Origin of the sequence: Streptomyces flavusporus (assembly GCF_046267975.1) — a bacterium.
GTDB lineage: Bacteria > Actinomycetota > Actinomycetes > Streptomycetales > Streptomycetaceae > Streptomyces > Streptomyces flavusporus.
The window spans coordinates 2,049,383-2,064,419 of record NZ_CP176503.1; the positions used below are offsets into that span (position 1 = coordinate 2,049,383).

At 69.8% G+C, this 15,037-nt stretch carries 17 protein-coding genes; 15 read left to right on the forward strand and 2 right to left on the reverse strand.

The annotated features are described in order from the left end of the window. The first annotated feature begins 100 nt into the window (after window positions 1-100). The 6 genes from ACKTSN_RS09730 (at window position 101) to ACKTSN_RS09755 (ending at window position 6,061) form a co-directional block, all read left to right on the forward strand. Window positions 101-1,255: a magnesium and cobalt transport protein CorA gene (locus tag ACKTSN_RS09730; RefSeq protein WP_409468716.1), complete on the forward strand. Its 1,155-nt coding sequence runs from the start codon at window positions 101-103 to the stop codon at window positions 1,253-1,255. A gap of 486 nt (window positions 1,256-1,741) precedes the next feature. After that, on the forward strand, window positions 1,742-2,473 hold the full coding sequence (locus ACKTSN_RS09735) for a YqjF family protein (RefSeq protein WP_409468717.1): 732 nt from the start codon (window positions 1,742-1,744) through the stop codon (window positions 2,471-2,473). A gap of 4 nt (window positions 2,474-2,477) precedes the next feature. Continuing rightward, window positions 2,478-3,113: a hypothetical protein gene (locus ACKTSN_RS09740; RefSeq protein ID WP_409468718.1), complete on the forward strand. Its 636-nt coding sequence runs from the start codon at window positions 2,478-2,480 to the stop codon at window positions 3,111-3,113. Window positions 3,114-3,175: 62 nt separating this feature from the next. Further along, window positions 3,176-3,574 (forward strand): hypothetical protein, encoded by a 399-nt coding sequence (locus tag ACKTSN_RS09745; RefSeq protein WP_409468719.1) that lies wholly within the window; start codon window positions 3,176-3,178, stop codon window positions 3,572-3,574. A gap of 394 nt (window positions 3,575-3,968) precedes the next feature. Further along, window positions 3,969-5,681, forward strand: coding sequence for an aa3-type cytochrome oxidase subunit I (ctaD, locus tag ACKTSN_RS09750; RefSeq protein WP_409468720.1), 1,713 nt, complete (start codon window positions 3,969-3,971; stop codon window positions 5,679-5,681). After that, a complete protein-coding gene (locus ACKTSN_RS09755) occupies window positions 5,678-6,061 on the forward strand; it encodes a hypothetical protein (RefSeq protein WP_409468721.1) in 384 nt (127 codons plus the stop codon). Before ctaD ends, ACKTSN_RS09755 begins: the two co-directional genes overlap by 4 nt. A 194-nt stretch (window positions 6,062-6,255) precedes the next feature. On the opposite strand, the gene ACKTSN_RS09760 is transcribed toward ACKTSN_RS09755, so the two are convergent. Further along, window positions 6,256-6,735, reverse strand: coding sequence for an SPW repeat protein (locus ACKTSN_RS09760; RefSeq protein WP_409468722.1), 480 nt, complete (start codon window positions 6,733-6,735; stop codon window positions 6,256-6,258). Between the two features lie 314 nt (window positions 6,736-7,049). On the opposite strand from ACKTSN_RS09760, the gene ACKTSN_RS09765 reads away from it, so the two are divergent. The 8 genes from ACKTSN_RS09765 to ACKTSN_RS09800 all read left to right on the forward strand — a co-directional run bounded on the left by ACKTSN_RS09765 (window position 7,050) and on the right by ACKTSN_RS09800 (window position 12,863). Next, window positions 7,050-7,556 carry a hypothetical protein gene (locus ACKTSN_RS09765; RefSeq protein ID WP_409468723.1) on the forward strand — a complete coding sequence of 169 codons (507 nt, stop codon included), beginning with the start codon at window positions 7,050-7,052 and terminating at the stop codon, window positions 7,554-7,556. 248 nt (window positions 7,557-7,804) lie between these two features. Continuing rightward, on the forward strand, window positions 7,805-8,389 hold the full coding sequence (locus tag ACKTSN_RS09770; protein WP_409468724.1) for a hemerythrin domain-containing protein: 585 nt from the start codon (window positions 7,805-7,807) through the stop codon (window positions 8,387-8,389). A gap of 195 nt (window positions 8,390-8,584) precedes the next feature. Then, window positions 8,585-9,076 carry a DUF2243 domain-containing protein gene (locus ACKTSN_RS09775; RefSeq protein WP_409474787.1) on the forward strand — a complete coding sequence of 164 codons (492 nt, stop codon included), beginning with the start codon at window positions 8,585-8,587 and terminating at the stop codon, window positions 9,074-9,076. Next, a complete protein-coding gene (locus ACKTSN_RS09780) occupies window positions 9,073-9,906 on the forward strand; it encodes a cytochrome c oxidase assembly protein (RefSeq protein ID WP_409468725.1) in 834 nt (277 codons plus the stop codon). Before ACKTSN_RS09775 ends, ACKTSN_RS09780 begins: the two co-directional genes overlap by 4 nt. 135 nt (window positions 9,907-10,041) lie before the next feature. Further along, the gene (locus tag ACKTSN_RS09785; protein WP_409468726.1) at window positions 10,042-10,590 is read left to right on the forward strand and encodes a hypothetical protein; all 549 of its coding nucleotides are present in this window, start codon (window positions 10,042-10,044) and stop codon (window positions 10,588-10,590) included. Further along, the gene (locus tag ACKTSN_RS09790; protein WP_409468727.1) at window positions 10,587-10,835 is read left to right on the forward strand and encodes a hypothetical protein; all 249 of its coding nucleotides are present in this window, start codon (window positions 10,587-10,589) and stop codon (window positions 10,833-10,835) included. Before ACKTSN_RS09785 ends, ACKTSN_RS09790 begins: the two co-directional genes overlap by 4 nt. Window positions 10,836-11,037: 202 nt before the next feature. Beyond that, window positions 11,038-12,288, forward strand: a complete 1,251-nt coding sequence (locus ACKTSN_RS09795; RefSeq protein ID WP_409468728.1) for a hypothetical protein — start codon at window positions 11,038-11,040, stop codon at window positions 12,286-12,288. A gap of 5 nt (window positions 12,289-12,293) precedes the next feature. Beyond that, window positions 12,294-12,863: a hemerythrin domain-containing protein gene (locus tag ACKTSN_RS09800; protein ID WP_409468729.1), complete on the forward strand. Its 570-nt coding sequence runs from the start codon at window positions 12,294-12,296 to the stop codon at window positions 12,861-12,863. A gap of 135 nt (window positions 12,864-12,998) precedes the next feature. On the opposite strand, the gene ACKTSN_RS09805 is transcribed toward ACKTSN_RS09800, so the two are convergent. Further along, window positions 12,999-14,201, reverse strand: a complete 1,203-nt coding sequence (locus tag ACKTSN_RS09805; protein ID WP_409468730.1) for an erythromycin esterase family protein — start codon at window positions 14,199-14,201, stop codon at window positions 12,999-13,001. A gap of 58 nt (window positions 14,202-14,259) precedes the next feature. On the opposite strand from ACKTSN_RS09805, the gene ACKTSN_RS09810 reads away from it, so the two are divergent. Then, a complete protein-coding gene (locus ACKTSN_RS09810; RefSeq protein WP_409468731.1) occupies window positions 14,260-15,009 on the forward strand; it encodes a TioE family transcriptional regulator in 750 nt (249 codons plus the stop codon). Window positions 15,010-15,037: the final 28 nt, after the last annotated feature.

Here is a 15,037-nt window from a genome sequence, read left to right on the forward strand (position 1 = left end):
GACCGCCCCGCCGATACCGTCTGCCCCGTATATCCTGCTGAACCTGAACGATCCTGCTGAACGATCACACATCCGCAGGCCAGACCCGGGAGGCAGCGCGATGTCCAAGCGACGCGCCCGACCCGCCGCGAAGAACTCCAGAAGGTCCGGCTGGCGCCGCGCCCTCCCCCCGACCCAGCCGCCGAAGACCCCGGCCCCCGCCCCCGAGGCCCCGGAGCCGCTGCCCACGGAGATCCCCAGCGTGGTCCAGGCCGTCGTCTACCAGGACGGCGTCCGCGTCTCCTCCCCCGCCGGCCTCGCCGACACCTACCGCGAACTGCGCGAGCAGCCGTCGGGCATGGCGTGGATCGGTCTGGCCCGCCCCACCGAGGGAGAACTGTTCTCCCTCGCCGACGAGTTCGATCTGCACCCGCTGGCCGTCGAGGACGCGATGGAGGCCCATCAGCGCCCGAAGCTGGAACGCTACGGCGACACGCTGTTCGTCGTGCTGCGGGCGGCCCGGTATCTCGACGCGCCGGAGGAGGTCGAGTTCGGCGAACTGCACGTCTTCGTGGGCCCCGACTTCGTGATCACCGTCCGCCACGGCGCGGCCCCCGACCTGTCGGCGGTGCGCCACCGCATGGAGGAGACGCCCGAGCTGCTGAAACTGGGCCCGGAGGCGGTGCTGTACGCGATACTGGACGCGGTGGTCGACGGCTACGTGCCAGTCGTGGCCGGCGTCCAGAACGACATCGACGAGATCGAGACCGAGGTCTTCGGCGGCGACCCCGCGGTCTCCCGTCGCATCTACGAACTCTCCCGTGAAATGGTCGAGTTCCAGCGCGCCACCCGCCCCCTCGTCGGCATGCTGCACGGCCTGATGGCAGGCTTCGCCAAGTACGGCACGGACGAGGAACTGCAACGGTATCTGCGGGACGTCGCCGACCACGTCACCCACACCAGCGAGCGGGTCGACGGCTTCCGCCAGGCCCTGACGGACATCCTCACGGTCAACGCGACCCTGGTGACCCAGCAACAGAACGCGGAGATGCGGGCGTTGGCGGAGGCGGGGTTCGAGCAGAACGAGGAGATCAAGAAGATCTCGGCCTGGGCGGCGATTCTGTTCGCCCCGACGCTAGTCGGGACGATCTACGGGATGAACTTCGCGCACATGCCGGAGCTGCACTGGGCGTTCGGCTACCCCTTCGCGATTCTGCTGATGGCGCTGGTATGCACGAGCTTGTACGTCGTCTTCAAGAAGCGCGACTGGCTGTAGAGGGTGTTGCAGCGGTGCCATCGGCGCGCGGCTCTTCCTCGGTCGTCAGGCGCCCGTCGTGCAGCGGTCGCGGCACGCGCCCGTCAGGCAGGGCGGCCGTCGAGCGGCCGGCGCCGCGGTGGGGGCAACCCGCATGGTGCGGGCATGAGTCGGACGGTGCGATGGCGCCCACCGGCTACGCTGTGCCCGTTGCCGCCACGGCCGGGTGCCCAAACATGCGCGTCGCCTCCCACTCGGTCCGGGACCCTGGGTGACATTCCGCGCAAACCCTCGCCGCCGATGGGTGGTCCGACCGCGGCCCCGGCCGCCGCGGTCACCGCTGCTCTGCCTCTTCGGCGGCCTTCCGGTAGCCGCCGGACACCAGACCGATCCTGCACGGCAGCGGAAGGTCCCCGAACGGCTGACAGGGGCACGGATCACCCGCGCTGCCACCACGAGAAGTCCGGCCGGGCGTTTCGGCTGACCACGACGTGGGACTCGCCGTGTGTGGTCGCGTATGGAGCCGAGCAGCGGGTGTTCGTTCCCGCACTCGGGGCCCGCTGGCTGAGGCAGACGTTCGTCCACTGGCCTTTCCCACCGGACGATGTCCAGGCGCTGCTGCCCGAGGAACTGGTCGTGGACGAATACGACGGTGTGGCGTGGGTCGGGCTCACCTCCTTCGTCATGGCGGACCTGCGCCCTCCCGGCGTACCCGCAGTGCTGCCCGGGCTGCCGACGTTCGCGGAGACCAACCTGCGAACCTACGTCCGGCGCCGGGCCGGGCGGGACGGGCTGTGGTTCCTGTGCATCGAGGTGGCCTGCCCGCTGATGCTGGCGGCCCGGGCCGTCGGCGCGCCGTACAATCCAGGCACCCTGCGTGTTTCCGTCAACGGGGACGCCGTCTCCTATGAAGGGTCGAGATGGGTCGGCGGAGCGTCCTACCGCCTGGTCGTCCGGCCCGGCGAACCGATCACGCCCGCCGAGCGAGACGTCTGGCTGACCTCGCGCTGGCGGGCGTACACACGCCGATTCGGCATGCTCTGGGAGACGCCGGTCGAACATGAGCCCTGGCCGCTGAGGGACGCCGTCATCGACGTGTTCGAGGAGACCCTGACCACCGCGGCAGGGCTTCCCGCGCCCAGCGCCGAGCCCGTGGTGCACTTCTCCGAAGGAGTACGGCACGTGCGGCTCGGGGCGTCCAGGCCGTGTGTTCCGACGCCAGGTCTGTACGGGGAGTAGGACCATGGGCCGCACACGCGGCGCACCCGGACGGCGCCCGCGGCTGCGCTTCGACGGCTGGATCACAGGCATGGGCACTTCGTCCGGGACGCGTATCGTGCTGGGGCACTGGCACCGGTCGCCGTTCGGGCCGTTCAGCGACGTGATGATCGAGCGGGCCGACGGGGAACGGCTGCTGCTGGCCCCCTCGCACCGGACGGCTGACTTCGTGCGCGGCACCTACACCTTCGACACGGTGCGCGTCGTGCCGGTCGACGTGAGCATCGCGCACGGCACCTGGACCGTCACCGCCGGCCCACTCGACCTGTGCTTCACCGCCGGTCGCCGAGGGCTCCCGGGGATCTTGCTGCGGGCCGTGCCCGGCGTACTCGCCGCCCGCCCGGTCTGGGCTGCGCTGACGGACTGGCCCGCCCGCCTGCTGCCGACCCATGTGCGGACCCGTGGCCGTGCCGGTGCGGGCCGCCGCGAGTGGTACGGCGTGCGGGATCTGCGGCCGGTCGGCGCGGTGTCGGCGGTCTTCGAGGGCCTCGACCTCGGTGCGATGGCGCCCGTCGATCCGCCGGTGCGCTTCGGGTTCGGTTCGGTGCCCCGCAATCCCACCCTCACGCGGGTCACGACGACGGTGGAGTTGGGTCAGTGACCTTCGTTTCCCTGCCGGGTCGGCCGGGTACCCGGGCGACCCGGCAGACGAAGGGATGACCCATGGGCAGGGCGAGAGTGCCGGAGCGGGCGGACACGGTCGCGGTGGCGCACGGCGCGTTCAACGTCGTGGGCGGGCTGTGGCCACTGCTGCATCTGCGCAGCTTCGAGTGGGTGTTCGGCCCGAAGACCGACGTCTGGCTGCAGATGACGACGGGCGGTCTGCTGGTCTCCGCCGGCGTCGCCCAGCTCGCGGCGGCTGCGGCCCCGCAGGGCCCGGCCCATGCCCGCCGCATCGGTCTGGGCACCTCCCTCACCTTGCTGGCCATCGATCTGATCTACGTACCCAAGGGCCGGATCCGGCCCACGTACTTCCTCGACGCCGCGATGCAGACCGGATGGATCGCCGCCTGGCTGCGCACCGCCCCCGGCAAGAGCAACGCCAGGAGTGACGCACGATGAGGGGCCGACGAGGGGCTGTGGGCGGATCTGCGGCAGCACCGCACCGACGACCGCGGCTATGTGGAACAGGTTGATGCCAGCCGTACGGACGGATCGTCCTTGTCGGCTTCGCCTCCCTTCCAACAGCGGGAAACTCGTCGCCGGTGGATCGAGCAGCCCGTACGGCTCACCCAGTCCTCACCTGAGCATAACCAGACATTCCACACGAACTAATGGATAAGTCAACCGTTCAGCCCAAAGGCAGCTGATGCAGGTGGTTATGACGATTTGGCAGGACTAGTTTCCGCTGGGACGGTTACGCGCTGCCCAACAACAAGACCGGACCTGCGCGGCAAGGCCCCATTGCCTCCGCCATACCCATATATGCACCGATTGCTGTCGATTGAGGGACTTGATGGCGACACATGCTGAACCGGTTGCTCCAGTACCGGCGGCGAAGCGCCGCAGTCGGGGCGAGGTGCTCATCACCTGGGTGACCACGACCGATCACAAGAAGATCGGCCACCTCTACCTGATGACGTCGTTCGGGTTCTTCCTGATCGGCGGCGCGCTGGCGATGGCGATCCGGGCGGAGCTGGCCCGGCCGGGACTGCAACTGCTGTCCAACGAGCAGTACAACCAGGCGTTCACCATGCACGGCACGATCATGCTGCTGCTGTTCGCGACGCCGACGTTCGCCGGCTTCGCCAACGCGATCATGCCTCTGCAGATCGGCTCCCCGGATGTGGCCTTCCCGCGCCTGAACATGCTCTCCTACTGGCTGTTCCTCTTCGGCGGCCTGATCGCGCTCGGCAGCTTCCTGACCCCCGAGGGCGCCGCCGACTTCGGCTGGACCGCTTACACCCCCCTCAGCGGCGGCGAGCGCACCACTCAGCTGGGGGGCGACCTGTGGATCATGGGGCTGGCGCTGTCCGGGTTCGGCACCATCCTCGGCGCGGTCAACTTCATCACCACCATCATCTGCATGCGCGCCCCCGGCATGACCATGTTCAGAATGCCGATCTTCACCTGGAACGTGCTGCTCACCTCGGTGCTGGTCCTGCTCGCCTTTCCCATTCTGGCCGCGGCCCTGCTCGCCTTGGAGGCGGACCGGAAGTTCGGCGCGCACATCTTCGACCCCGCCAACGGCGGGGCAATCCTGTGGCAGCACCTGTTCTGGTTCTTCGGCCACCCAGAGGTCTACATCCTCGCGCTGCCCTTCTTCGGCGTGGTCACCGAGATCATTCCGGTGTTCTCCCGCAAGCCGATCTTCGGCTACACGGGCCTGATCGGGGCCACCATCGCCATCACCGGACTGTCTGTAACGGTGTGGGCCCACCACATGTTCGCCACCCAAGCGGTGCTGCTGCCGTTCTTCGCCTTCATGAGCTTCTTGATCGCCGTACCGACCGGCGTGAAGTTCTTCAACTGGATCGGCACGATGTGGAGGGGCTCGGTGTCCTTCGAGCCGCCGATGCTGTGGGCGGCCGGTTTCCTCGTCACGTTCCTCTTCGGCGGCCTGTCCGGAGTGATCCTGGCCTCGCCGCCGATGGACTTCCACGTCACCGACAGCTACTTCGTGATCGCGCACTTCCATTACGTGCTCTTCGGCACCATCGTCTTCGCGATGTTCGGCGGCTTCAGCTTCTGGTGGCCGAAGATGACCGGGACCATGCTCGACGAGCGCCTGGAAAAGATCCATTTCTGGACGCTGTTCGTCGGCTTCCATGCCACGTTCCTGGTCCAGCACTGGCTCGGCGCCGAGGGATTTCCCCGCCGCTATGTCGACTACCTCGCCGCCGACGGCTTCACCGCCCTCAACACCGTCTCCTCCATCGGCTCCTTCCTGCTGGGCCTGTCCACGCTGCCGTTCCTCTACAACGTCTGGAAGACCGCCAAGTACGGCGAGCGGGTGGAGGTCGACGACCCCTGGGGCTACGGCCGTTCCCTGGAGTGGGCCACCTCCTGCCCGCCGCCCCGCCACAACTTCCACGCGCTGCCTCGCATCCGCTCTGAATCCCCCGCCTTCGACCTGCACCACCCCGACATCGCCCAACTCGAACAGAAAGCGTTCACCGGTCGGCGCGACGTGATCGACGCCGCAGGACACGAAGGCGAACGGTCATGATCCAGGGCAGCGGCAGTCACTCGCAGGCCGACCATGCCTCGGCCCTCGCCGCCGAAGCCGAGGGATACCTCCTGGCCCAGGCCCACCACCGCGACGCGCGCCGGGAGGCCAAGGCGCTGTGCGCCAGGATGCCCTGGCTGACCACGGCCCAGGCCGAGGAGGTGACACACCACTACATCGAGCAGCGGATCGACCTCACCCGCCGGATGCTGCAGGCCACAGCTCAACGGGCCGTCGAGCTCCGCCAGGAGTACGAAGACCGTTACGCCGTCCTCCGACGCGACCTGCGCAAACGCCATGTCGCATGCGCCTGCGCCGTCATGGCCTGCGTCGGCGCCATCAGTACGCTGTGGTACCTGCTCACCCCGCTTCCCGTCTGAGCACGCACGGAAGCCCCCGATGGGTCTGGACATCGGCCGGACCCATCGGCCACGCAGAAGCGCACGTGGCCCACCACCGGGGCGCCGGTCGTGGGACGCGGTGTCGCCGGAGCCGGGCGTACCTGCCCGCCCGTCGCCGGCGGGCGGCGGGCGGCGGGATCACAGGAGTTGCCTGCAGGTTGGCCGACGGGCCTCTAGGCAGTCGGCATGCCGCGGTCTCGGCCGGTTGACCGAGGTGAGCGGGTTGAGCGGGCGGCGGCGCTGGCTGCCAGTCCCAGCAGCAGGGCGACAATGCCAACGATGACGTTGTTGACGATGGACCTCGTAGTGCTGACGTCACCTGCGACGACCCAGGGAGCGATGATGGTCCATGCACCAAGTGCACAGGCCGCCCACGCCATGCTGTGCGTGCGCTCGTAGGCACGCCCGAAGCCACCGCTCATCAGGACGGCGTAGGCGATGCCGACGATCAGGTTGTTGACGGCCAGTGTCGTGAGGCCGTTGAACCCCGCGATCCACGGCGATGCCGCCAGATACAGGCCCGTGAGGAGAGCCAGCGTCTCCACGGACTGCGCCTGGGGAGTGGTCGCTGCGCGCTCCGCCATCTCGTGGCGCGCGCGCATGTCGAGGATGTCGGGATGGGTTTCTATGGATGACCGGGGAGAGGTAGTCATTCCTGGCACCTCCGAGGTTGCGTGATGCCCGAGTGCGCAGGGACGAGTACCCACGCCACGCGGCCGGACTCCTCTGTCCGGGCATCCGAGACCTCGTAGCGGAAGCCGACACGATGGGCGTGACTTCTCCCGGCAGCGTTCCGGCGAGGCGGGCAGCGGGCTGCGCAGGGTCCGGGCGCCATGGTGGCCGGGCAGCGGCCGCAGGGCAGGCGGGCGTCGGGCTCTGAGTGACGCTGGGGGAGAATGCGGAACAGCGCCTCACCGGCCGACCGGACTCTCACGTTCCGGCACGGGTCCTCCAACGCCTGACCGGCATGAGCGAGCGGCCCGGCCGGCAGCCGCAGTGGGTGAATCTGACCATGCACTTCGGCCAGGGCGCCCTCCTGGGCATCCTGCGCTCGGCCATGGCGCACGCCGGGCTCCGTGGGCCGTGGGCCTCGGCCCAGTTCGCCGTCGTACGGCTCGCCAACGACCAGATCCTGACCAACGCCACCTGCGTCGGCGCCCCGCCACAGACCTGGTCTCGACGGGAACTGGCCGTCGGCCTGCTGCACAAGGCCGTCCACGCCTTCACCACCGGAGCCGTCGCCGACGCCCTGGCCGGCCCCACCGGCCCCGGCCAGCGACATGCCGCGTTCGCCCCGGCCGCCGACCACCCGTCGGCCCACCGCCCCGGACGGACGCCCATGGCCGAGAGGACCAGGCCTCGCATGGCGCAGGACACGGGACGCTCCACCGGTCGCCGCTTCCTGATTCCACCGGCAAGGCGTTGCCTTCACCGCCGATCAACGCGATCCCGGCACTGTGGGCCCGGTCCATGACTCGTCCGCTCCCTGAGGGACAGGCCGAGACGAAGGACAGCGGGGCAAGGCTGGACCAGGACCAAAGGGGCGAAGCGACGGCTTGGCGTATGGACGCCGTACCGGCGACTCGGCCACTCACCGGTGTGTCACTCCCTCCGGGCGGGTGAAATGTCGTCCCTTTGCGCCGCGCAAGCCGCCGCGCCGGGGATGGCAAGGAAACACCGACCGGGTTGAAGCCCGGCTCAGTCCGCACAGGGAGACAGGAAATGACCGACACAGACCGGACTTCCCAGATCGGACCGGACGACGACGTGGTGGCCCTGCTGAAGACCCAGCATGTGGCCATCCGCGAACTGTTCGACGAGGTACACAACAGCACGGGCGACCAGCGCCGTGACGCATGGCGCAGCCTCGTGCGACTGCTGGCGGTCCACGAAACCGCGGAGGAAGAGGTCGTCCACCCGACGGCCCGCGGCGCCTTCGAGGGCGGTGAGCGGGTCGTCGCCGAACGGCTGGAGGAAGAGCGGCAGGCAAAGGAACTGCTCAGCCGCCTGGACGACGTGGACCCGGAAGACCCCGGCTTCATGTCCGAATTCCTCGCCCTTCGCGAATCAGTGATCGCACATGCAGAAGCGGAAGAACGCGAAGAGTTCACCCGACTCAAAGAGCACACCGACGCCGGAAAGCTCTCCGCGATGGCCACGGCCGTCAAAGCCGCCGAGGCCATGGCCCCCACCCACCCGCATCCGGGAGTGGAGACCGCCGCAGCCAACATCGCAGTCGGCCCGCTGGCCTCCGTCATCGACCGCACACGCGACGCGGTCCGGAAGGCCATGGGGCAGTCCGGCTGAGGCCCCACGGTGCTGCCGAGGGCATCAGTACCACTGGTCCGAACGCTGCGCTGGATGTGCAGGGTATCCGGGCACTGGCGTTCGTGGCCGCGTTCTGTGTGCTCGTTCTCCGCGATCGGCGGGCTTGCAGCCATCGACTGCGCCGTCGTGGCGGGCAGCAGCCGGCGCCCCTGCACAGCAGGAAGGCAGATGCCCATGAAGGAATCGGCCCAGTCGAACGCCGCCTCGGGCGCGCGCCCTGAGCCCCGGAGGTCGATGGCCGTGTGGGCGCTGATCGGAGCGGCGGTGATGGCCGCGGTCGACGAGATCGTCTTTCACCAGATCCTGGGCTGGCACCATTTCTACGACCGTTCCACCACCAGCGTGGGCCTGCTGTCCGACGGACTGCTGCACAGCGCCGAGCTGCTGGCGCTGGTCGCCGGGTTCTTCTTGCACGCCGATCTGCGCCGTCGCCAGGCCCTGGCACCGGCCCACGCGTGGGCGGGGTTCTTCCTGGGCCTGGGGATCTTCCAGCTGTTCGACGGGATCGTGGACCACAAGCTGCTGCGCCTGCACCAGATCCGCTACGGCGTGGAGGTCACCCCCTACGACTGGGCGTGGAACATCACCGGCCTGATCCTGCTGCTCGTCGGCGTGGTCCTCGCCGTGCATGCGGCCCGCCGCAGCGGGGCCGGGTCGGCATCGTGACCCCTTCGCACGTCCACCCGGGCCCGGCCACCGGCCCCGGGACGGCCGAGCTGCTCACCGCCGTGGCTGCGCTGCTGGTGGCCGTCGCCTATGTGCTGTCCGCAGGGCGTCTGCGGCGCCGCGGGGACGCCTGGCCGCGGTGGCGGGATGTGTCGTTCGCCGCTGGGGGCACCGGAACGGCCTGGGCGGCGGTGGGAGGGCTGCCGGGAGGCCCCTTCACCGGGCACATGCTCCAGCACCTGGTCGTGGGCATGGCCGCCCCGCTGCTGCTCGTTCTGGCCCGCCCCCTCACCCTCGCCCTGCGGGCCCTCGCGCCCGGACGAGCGCGACGGTTCCTGCTGGCCCTCGCGCACTCCCGTCCCGCCGGCTGGCTCGTCTTCCCTCCGCTGGCGGCACTGCTGGATGTGGGCGGCCTGTGGCTGCTGTACCGCACAGAGCTGTTCGCGGCCATGGGACACCAGCCGGTGCTGCACGGCGTGGTGCACGCGCACATGCTGGCGGCCGGGCTGCTGTTCGCCTTCGCCGTGTGTCAGCTCGATCCGGTACGCCGCCGCTGGAGTTACGCCGTCCGCGGTGCAACCTTGCTCGCCGCCGGCGCCGCACACGGTGTGCTGGCCAAGACCCTGTATGCCGTGCCGGCGCCCGGCACCGGCTTCACCACTGCCGACCTGCACAGCGGGGTCCAGTGGATGTACTACGGCGGCGACGTGGTGGAGGCGGCCATGGCCGTGGTGCTGGGGGTGGGCTGGTACACGGCCGACGGACGTGCCCGGGCCCGTCACACGCGCCGGAGTCGGGCCGGTCGCGGCATGACAGTACGGCCGACATAACTGCGTGGACCGGCCCATGCCCCCCGCGTCGAGGGTTGGAGTTGAGCGTTCGATCGCCGGACAGCGGTTGCCTGGCGCAGCCGGGGCACTCGGTCACCATCGACAGGTTCGAGAACCCTGGGGGAAACCATGAGCATGTCAGCATCAGGCACCGGCGATGGTGGGACGCGGCAAAGAAGGCTGGACATCTATCTCAATGATCACCTGGCCGGTGCGACGGCCGGCGCAGAGCTCGCCCGGCGCATGGTCCAGGAGCACGGAGATTCGGGATACGGCGACGACTTGAAGACCCTGGCGGCGGAGATCTCGCAGGACCGGCAGGCTCTGCTGCGGCTCCTGGCAGACCTCGATGTTCCCGTAAAGCACTACATGGTCTACGGGGCATGGCTGGGCGAGAAGATCGGGCGTGTGAAGCCCAACGGCCGCCTGCTGCGTCGCTCCGGACTCACCGTGCTGGTTGAGCTCGAAGCACTGCGGCTGGGGGTGCAGGGCAAGGCGTTGCTCTGGCGCGCCCTGCTCTCCACGGCGGCACAGGACTCACGGCTGGACTCCGACCGGCTGGAGCAGCTGCGGCAAAGGGCGGGGCAGCAGATCCAGACGTTGGATTCCCTGCACGACAGGGCCGCAACGGCGCTGCTGTCCCCCGCCCCACCGCTCGAAGCCGGGAAGGACGCACCCTCGTGATCACGCCTGAGCAGATCGAGGCCCTGCTCGCATCCGACGCCGATGACCCCGCACTGATCGTCACAGCCGGCACCGTCAAGGTCGTTCCCGCGTCGGCGCTGGACAGCGAACGGTACCGAGGGGCCGTGGAGATCATCGCCCGAGACGACCTCGTCGCCCAGCTCGGCACCGACGTACCGTCCCGGCGTGATCTCAAGGAGACTGCCGCTCGTCTGGACACCGCTGTGACACAGCTCGGCGCCTGAGAACCTTCGTCCGCGACCGGCGCCGCGGGGGCTCGAGGGGTCTGCGGCCCGTGGATCCTTGCGGCACTGCGCACGGCGATCCACCGCGTCCTGCGCGTGCCCACTGCCGCCCGTACCAGCCACCCGCCGAACGCCACGCCGTCCGCCGACTGGCTGATCCCGCCCGATCGCCGCCGTCTTCGCCGGTTGGCTCCGGACGGCGGTGGGTACCCGGCGACGGCCCGGTACCGGCCGTCAGCCGAGGAGACCCTTCACGGGCTTCAACCCCCTCGAACACCAAGGCATCCCCCTCGACCGCCAGCTGCGCAGCTGGCGGGAGCTGGACGTCGAGCCGATCGATCCCGACCACGCCGATCCGTACACCCGCTGCCGGATCATCACGATGAACGGCATCGAGGTCGAAGCGATCCTCTTCAGCCACCAGTTCGCCCGCCACTGCCCGGACCCCGGGGTCAAACGGCAGCTGGCCGAGGTCCGTTACGTCGAGCACCAGCAGCAGAAGGCCGTCAACTGGCTGCTGCCCGGCCTCGCCTCCGTCCTGGAGACCACCATCGCCTACGAGCAGGTCGCGGTCGACCTCACCGGCTGGGTCGCCCGGCACGAGCCCGACGCGTACCTGAGGCAGGCGTACGAGTTCGGCGTGCTGGAGGACTTCGACCACCTGTTCCGGTACGCCAACCTCTACGAGATGATCGAGCACCGCAAGGCGGAGTCGGTCGTCGACGGCCTCACCGAGGTGATGCCGGGCCGGCCCACCAAGTTCCACCACCGCCACCCGCACGACAACGTGCGCGAGCCCTACGACCGCTCGACCACCAACCCGCTGTCCAAGCTGCACGCGCTGACGATCATGTCGGCGGAGCAGCAGACCATGAACTTCTACATGAACGTCGGCCCCCAGTACATGGAGCCGATCGCCCGCCGGCTCTACCAGGAGATCGGCCTAATCGAGGAGGAGCACGTCACCCACTACGAGTCGCTGGTCGACCCGGGCGAGACGTGGTGGGAGCGGCTCGTCAACCACGAGTACAACGAGTGCTACCTCTACCACTCCTTCATGGAGCAGGAGTCCGACCCGAAGGTGAAGGCGATCTGGGAACTTCACCTGAACATGGAACTCGAACACCTCCGACTCGCCTGCGAGCTGATGCGCCGGCACGACGGCCGCGAACCGCAGGAGATCCTCGCACCGGAGCTGCCGAACGTGCTCACCTTCGAGGAGAACAAGCAGTTCGTCCGCGGCCTCCTCGACACCCAGATGGACCTGACCACCCTGGGCACGGGCTACGTCCGGGACGCCCACGAGCGGTTCGAGCTGATGCAGGAGCAGATCCGCGGCGGTGAGGAGCCGCCCAGCGAGCGGGTGATGGCCCAGCACCGCGAGCTGCTCGGCGGCGAGTACCGGCGCCAGACCGAGGGCCCGCACCCCGACGTCGCATCCCGGGAGAGGTGACGGACATGGCCGGCATCACCGCATCGGACGCCGACGTCGTCGCCCTGCTCATGCGCCAGCACGGCGACATCCGCAACCTCTTCGACGAGGTCGAGCAGACCACCGGGGACGAACGCAGGGACGCCTTCCGCCGCCTGGTCCGCCTGCTCGCCGTGCACGAGACGGCCGAGGAGGAGGTCGTGCACCCCTTCACGCGCAGCTCCGTGCCGGACGGCGACAAGGTGGTCGACGACCGGCTGACCGAGGAACGGGAGGCCGAGGAGCTGCTGTCCCGCCTGGACGGCATGGACGTCGACGAGCCGACGTTCCTGCCCGAACTGCAGGCACTGCGCCTGGACGTGATGGCCCACGCCCGGGCCGAGGAACGCTACGAGTTCAACCACATCCGCCGCCACGCGGACAAGGCCCGCCTGGCATCCATGGCCACGGCCCTGCGCGCGGCCGAGGCCATGGCCCCCACCCACCCCCACCCCGGCACCGAGTCCGCGGCGAAGAACCTCACCCTGGGCCCGCTCGCCGCCCTGGTCGACCGCACCCGGGATACCGTACGCAAGGCCGTGGGCAAGGACCGCTGACCGGCGTTCGCGAGCCTTCCCCCCTGCTGGCGTCCTGGGGCGGCCGGCGCTGGGCGGTCGTATGCGCCGTTGACGGCCGGGACGCCTCCCCGTGCATCCGAGGCGCTCCGACAGGCCGGACTGCTGATGGTGGCACTAGCTCTGCGGGACGTCCTTGACGAACACGATGCCGTCACTGTCCGCCAGGTGGGCCGGGTCGAGCGGGGAGTAGCCGAACCAGGGGGATACGCGGGGCGCGGGCCGCGTGTCGCCGAGGGCGGTGGCCAGCCGCGGGACGTCGATGACGCAGCGGTCCTCCGGGAGCGCGTACAGGAGTCCTTCGAGGGTGTCCGGCGGCGGCGTGTCCACTCCCTGGTGCCGGATCGTGCCGAGGGCCGTGGCCAGGAAGGCGTACCTCTCGCCCAGACGGGCGCTCACGAGCGCGCCGGCGCTCCACCACTCCACCGGCAGGTCGCCCATCCGCATCGTGCTCTTGTCCCGCTGGAGATGCCCGTTGTGGGCATGCACCAGCGCCGGTCCCTGCTCGGCGATGGCGAGCAGGTTGGCGGCCATCATCGAATCCCGCAGGCCCACCAGCCGGGTCATGCGGGCCGGTGAGGTGTCGGCCATCCAGTAGTGGTAGCGCAGCAGGCCGGTGGCGGTGCGGCCGTACAGGCGCGCCCGGTCCCAGTCGTCCCGCGAGGTCGCCGTGATCAGGTGCGGCGTCTGCGCGTCGAGCAGCGCCACCAGATCGTCGGCAAGCAGCCGCAACTCCCCGGCCTCGGCCGACTGCCCCACGGACTGGGCCGGGTCCATCATCGCGGCGGGACTGGTCCACCGGTCGTCGGTGCCGAGCAGGCGGTCGAGTGTTTCCGCGGTGCAGGGGAGCAGGTCCGCGTCCACCCGGGCCGCGAGGTAGCCGTGGAGTGCGGTGAGGGCCTGCCGGGGGCTCGCGGCGCCGGTGATCTCCAGCGGGCCGTCGAAACCGGCGAAACGGAGCCGCTCGGACGCCGGCCGGCCGTCGTTGTAGGCGCGCATCCAGCGCACGAACTCCCGGTTGGCCGCCGAGGTGCCCCAGCCGTGGCTGAATCCGTGCTCCATGACCTCGTCGAGGGTGCCCGTTCCCGAGGTGACGTGGTCGTCCACGACCAGGCCCATCATGCAGTCGCTCTCGATCGCGATCGTCCGGTAGCCCTCCTGCTCGACGAGCTGCCGGAAGAGCTCGTTGCGCAGGTCGAGCAGAGTGTCCTCGCCGTGGGTGGGCTCGCCCAGGGCGAGCAGCCGAGGCCGGGCCGGGAGCAGCCTCATGACGGCGGCAGCCTCGACGGCATGGGCGGTGCCCTTGATGTCAGTAGCCATGCCTTCAACGGTATCGTTGAACCTTCGGTTGAAACTTCCCCGTGATATCGGCAGGCCCATGGGACGAAACCTTCAAAACGGCGAGCGACTCAGGCCGGTTGATCTGGCGCGCGGGCACGGTCTGTCCACGCAGGCGATCAGGAACTACGAGGAGGCCGGCATCCTTCCGGCCGCCGGTCGCACACCCCACGGCTACCGCACCTATACCTCGCTGCACGCGGGGGCCCTGCGCGCGTTTCTTGCCCTGGTGCCCGGCCACGGCCACCGGACGGCGACGTCGATCATGCGGGCCGTGAACCAGGGCGCGGTCGATGAGGCGTTCCGCCTCATCGACGAGAGCCACGCCGAGCTCCTCGACGACCGGCGGACCCTCCAGGCCGTGGAGAGCGCCCTCCGCGACCTGGAGCCCACCACTGCGCCCGAGCCCGGTGTGGGATCGGAGCCGGCCGCGGTGTCCGGGCCCGGCGGCACGTTCATCGGGCCGCTGGCAGACAAGCTCGGAATCCGGCCCGCGACGCTGCGCAAATGGGAGCGCGCCGGGCTGGTGCGTCCGCGCCGCGATCCGCGGACCGGGTACCGCGTCTACGACGAGGCCGACGTACGGGACGCCCGGCTGGCCCACCAGCTCAGGCGGGGCGGCTACCTGCTGGAGCAGATCGCCCCGCTGATCGCCCAGGTGCGGGCGGCCGGCGGGCTGGAGCCGCTGGAGGCCGCACTGTGCGACTGGCGTGGTCGGCTGTCCGCCCGCGGGCGGGCGATGCTGACCGGGGCCGCAGAGCTGGAGGCGTACCTCCGCGAGCGCGGATGAGCCCGCCCCGGCCCCTGGTGCCCTGTGC

What these genes read in the sequence shown, in the direction of transcription:
- ACKTSN_RS09730 (WP_409468716.1), top strand. Translation starts at nt 101, where the DNA reads ATGTCCAAGCGACGCGCCCGACCCGCCGCGAAGAACTCCAGAAGGTCC.
- ACKTSN_RS09740 (WP_409468718.1), top strand. Translation starts at nt 2,478, where the DNA reads ATGGGCCGCACACGCGGCGCACCCGGACGGCGCCCGCGGCTGCGCTTC.
- ACKTSN_RS09745 (WP_409468719.1), top strand. Translation starts at nt 3,176, where the DNA reads ATGGGCAGGGCGAGAGTGCCGGAGCGGGCGGACACGGTCGCGGTGGCG.
- ctaD (WP_409468720.1), top strand. Translation starts at nt 3,969, where the DNA reads ATGGCGACACATGCTGAACCGGTTGCTCCAGTACCGGCGGCGAAGCGC.
- ACKTSN_RS09755 (WP_409468721.1), top strand. Translation starts at nt 5,678, where the DNA reads ATGATCCAGGGCAGCGGCAGTCACTCGCAGGCCGACCATGCCTCGGCC.
- ACKTSN_RS09760 (WP_409468722.1), bottom strand. Translation starts at nt 6,735, where the DNA reads ATGACTACCTCTCCCCGGTCATCCATAGAAACCCATCCCGACATCCTC.
- ACKTSN_RS09765 (WP_409468723.1), top strand. Translation starts at nt 7,050, where the DNA reads ATGAGCGAGCGGCCCGGCCGGCAGCCGCAGTGGGTGAATCTGACCATG.
- ACKTSN_RS09770 (WP_409468724.1), top strand. Translation starts at nt 7,805, where the DNA reads ATGACCGACACAGACCGGACTTCCCAGATCGGACCGGACGACGACGTG.
- ACKTSN_RS09775 (WP_409474787.1), top strand. Translation starts at nt 8,585, where the DNA reads ATGAAGGAATCGGCCCAGTCGAACGCCGCCTCGGGCGCGCGCCCTGAG.
- ACKTSN_RS09785 (WP_409468726.1), top strand. Translation starts at nt 10,042, where the DNA reads ATGTCAGCATCAGGCACCGGCGATGGTGGGACGCGGCAAAGAAGGCTG.
- ACKTSN_RS09800 (WP_409468729.1), top strand. Translation starts at nt 12,294, where the DNA reads ATGGCCGGCATCACCGCATCGGACGCCGACGTCGTCGCCCTGCTCATG.
- ACKTSN_RS09805 (WP_409468730.1), bottom strand. Translation starts at nt 14,201, where the DNA reads ATGGCTACTGACATCAAGGGCACCGCCCATGCCGTCGAGGCTGCCGCC.
- ACKTSN_RS09810 (WP_409468731.1), top strand. Translation starts at nt 14,260, where the DNA reads ATGGGACGAAACCTTCAAAACGGCGAGCGACTCAGGCCGGTTGATCTG.